We start from the raw sequence: 2,397 nt of genomic DNA on the forward strand, positions 1-2,397 counted from the left end.
GGGGTTGTGTGCCCATTTCATCGAAAAGTCCAAAGTTTGCTTGTAGCCCTTTGATATCAAGGACTACAGCCGATATATAGTTTAATAATATTAATAGACTATGCCGCTAAGCTTAACGACTCTTCTGAAATAAGAGGATCTAAATTCTCCAGTAATCTTTCCAGTACAATATTATCTTTTTTAAGGCCAAAGGTGTAATTACCGGCCAGCTGTATATGCTGCCATGCGACAGGTGATAACTCAGCTATCATATTCACCGCTTCTTGATTATTTTCACGCGCAAATTTTTCAATCAAACTGGATAATAATGCAGAATTATAATAAATAATGCAGTTAGCAATGATACGAGCACAATCATTCCATTGTTCTATCTGGTAATCATCGCCACCTCTGAATTGATTACCATTAATTGACGCAATTGCACGCCGTAATTGATGGTAAGCCTCACCCCGATTAAGTGCTTGTTGGACAAACTGCCTGAGCATTTTGTCATCAACATAATCGAGAACGTATAAACACTTAATTATTCGGTCATATTCACGAAGAGCCGCTAAGGTGCGATTGTTTTTCTTACTGTTAGAAAGCTTAGTAATCACCGTGCTTTGTGTCGTCGTTTTACGGCTTAATGAACAAATTATCCATTGAATATTTTCCCACTCTTCTTGAATGAGTGATAAGTTGAGCGATTTTTTAAGTTTCAGGGAAAGGATTTCATCATACTCGATCTCAAACAATTCATTAAAAACGTGTTTAAATTTTGCATATCGCGGGGCAAACTGATACCCAAAGAGATCAAGGATAGCAAAGTTTACATTGTTAACGCCATGCGTGTCTGTTGCTAATGTTTTGGGCTGAATATGGCTGGTATTATTATAGAGTAAATCGAATGCGTGGTGAGCCTCATATTCATTGGCTGAAATCACTTTCGTATTTATTGGTACATGATTTGAAACTAATGTGAGTGCTGATACGCCTTTCCCTTTTCGGAAATATTTAGCAGAAAAACGGGCTTTAAATGTATTGATTCGGCAACCATGTTTTTGGCCATCAATACTACCAAATGGGGCACTTTCGTTAATCGTATAATATTTGAAAATGGGGAGTTTTGCTAAAGCATCAGCTATCATATCATTAGCTTCACTCGTTGTTTCAGGCCTAATATAACCATCATTGACGGCTCTAAGCACACCGATGGCTCTAGCTGATATTGATGACATATGATGAACACCATAGTTTGAGCCATTTCCAAATATGCAAGCGAGTAAATCGCCCTCTTTGGCCTTAGTGTTTTTCTTTTTTGATGCGATATTTTTAAATGCATCTAAGTAACCCGTTTTTTGATGAACATAGTCCATAATTTCAATGATCCCCATATGTTGGAGCTGGTTATATATGGGATTATCAATGTCATCTTTCCAGCGTTTATTCGCCAGTTTCCATGTTAACTGATTTGAACGCGGTTGAAGTGTCACGAAATCATTGGCTCCATCATGGATATTGCGACCAATTCGCTCCATTTGGTCTCTCAGTTTTTGCGTTAATTCCGAAAGCGTTTGTTGTATCGGTGTATTGAGCCGAGTTAATCCTGTTTTTTGAATGATGACATGGCTTTTTTTCCACTCGGTGGCTGAAATCAGATCATCGTCTAAACGCTTGTTGCTGGCGCTTTCATTGATGTAAATATTGTTACTCTCAATCATCCGAGCCACTTTTTGGTATAAATAGTATTCAAATCGTTGAGTATTAACCTGTTCATCTATCAGGATAAAAGGTTTATCGTTTTTTAACAGTAACCGCTGATCGACGGTAGAAATGTGCTTATCTTTTTGAAGTTCTGATTTTGCTGTTAATAATTGGGAAGATAGTAGTTGTAATCCTGGTTCGCACTCGATATCAATCGCGAGAAAGAGTGACCTCATTGTATTCGCAATTTTTCTGTATTGTGTATCAATGTATAGCCACTCATAATGGGTTTTATCAAAACTATTCTTATTAAGATGTTGACTTATTAACTGAATTTCATCTTTAGACATCATTGCAAATGCATTTTGGCGAATATCACCAAATTGCGTATTGTCACTGACGTTTTCATCAACAAAGAGGTGTAAAATATTACCCGCATGCATTAACTTTTCACGAATAATTTCCAGTTCTTCTGCAATGCGTAACTTAGCTAAAGCACTCGCAGCTTCCCTTTGCTTTCTCGTCACATATAAAAAAGCTGTTACCAATTTATCATTAGTTTCTTGGTAGCGAAAAAATAGATAACAAACCAGATATAACATGCCTTGCCATTCGGGAAATCGACGAATTTTATAAATCGATTGATGTTGAATAATCGATGCATAATAGCTTAAATTACCTAATGATAATCCCAATTCACCAACAAGACGTTTT

The 2,397-nt window shown here is 36.8% G+C and carries 1 protein-coding gene; it reads right to left on the reverse strand.

Going from position 1 to position 2,397, the window contains the following annotated elements; translation table 11 throughout:
• Positions 1-98: 98 nt before the first annotated feature.
• The coding region (locus G6Q48_RS21825; RefSeq protein WP_166268388.1) for a Tn3 family transposase at positions 99-2,397 on the reverse strand (2,299 nt) is incomplete at its 5' end.

This window comes from Providencia sp. M-27 (genome assembly GCF_011077905.1).
In the GTDB taxonomy this organism is placed as follows: Bacteria; Pseudomonadota; Gammaproteobacteria; order Enterobacterales; family Enterobacteriaceae; genus Providencia; species Providencia huaxiensis.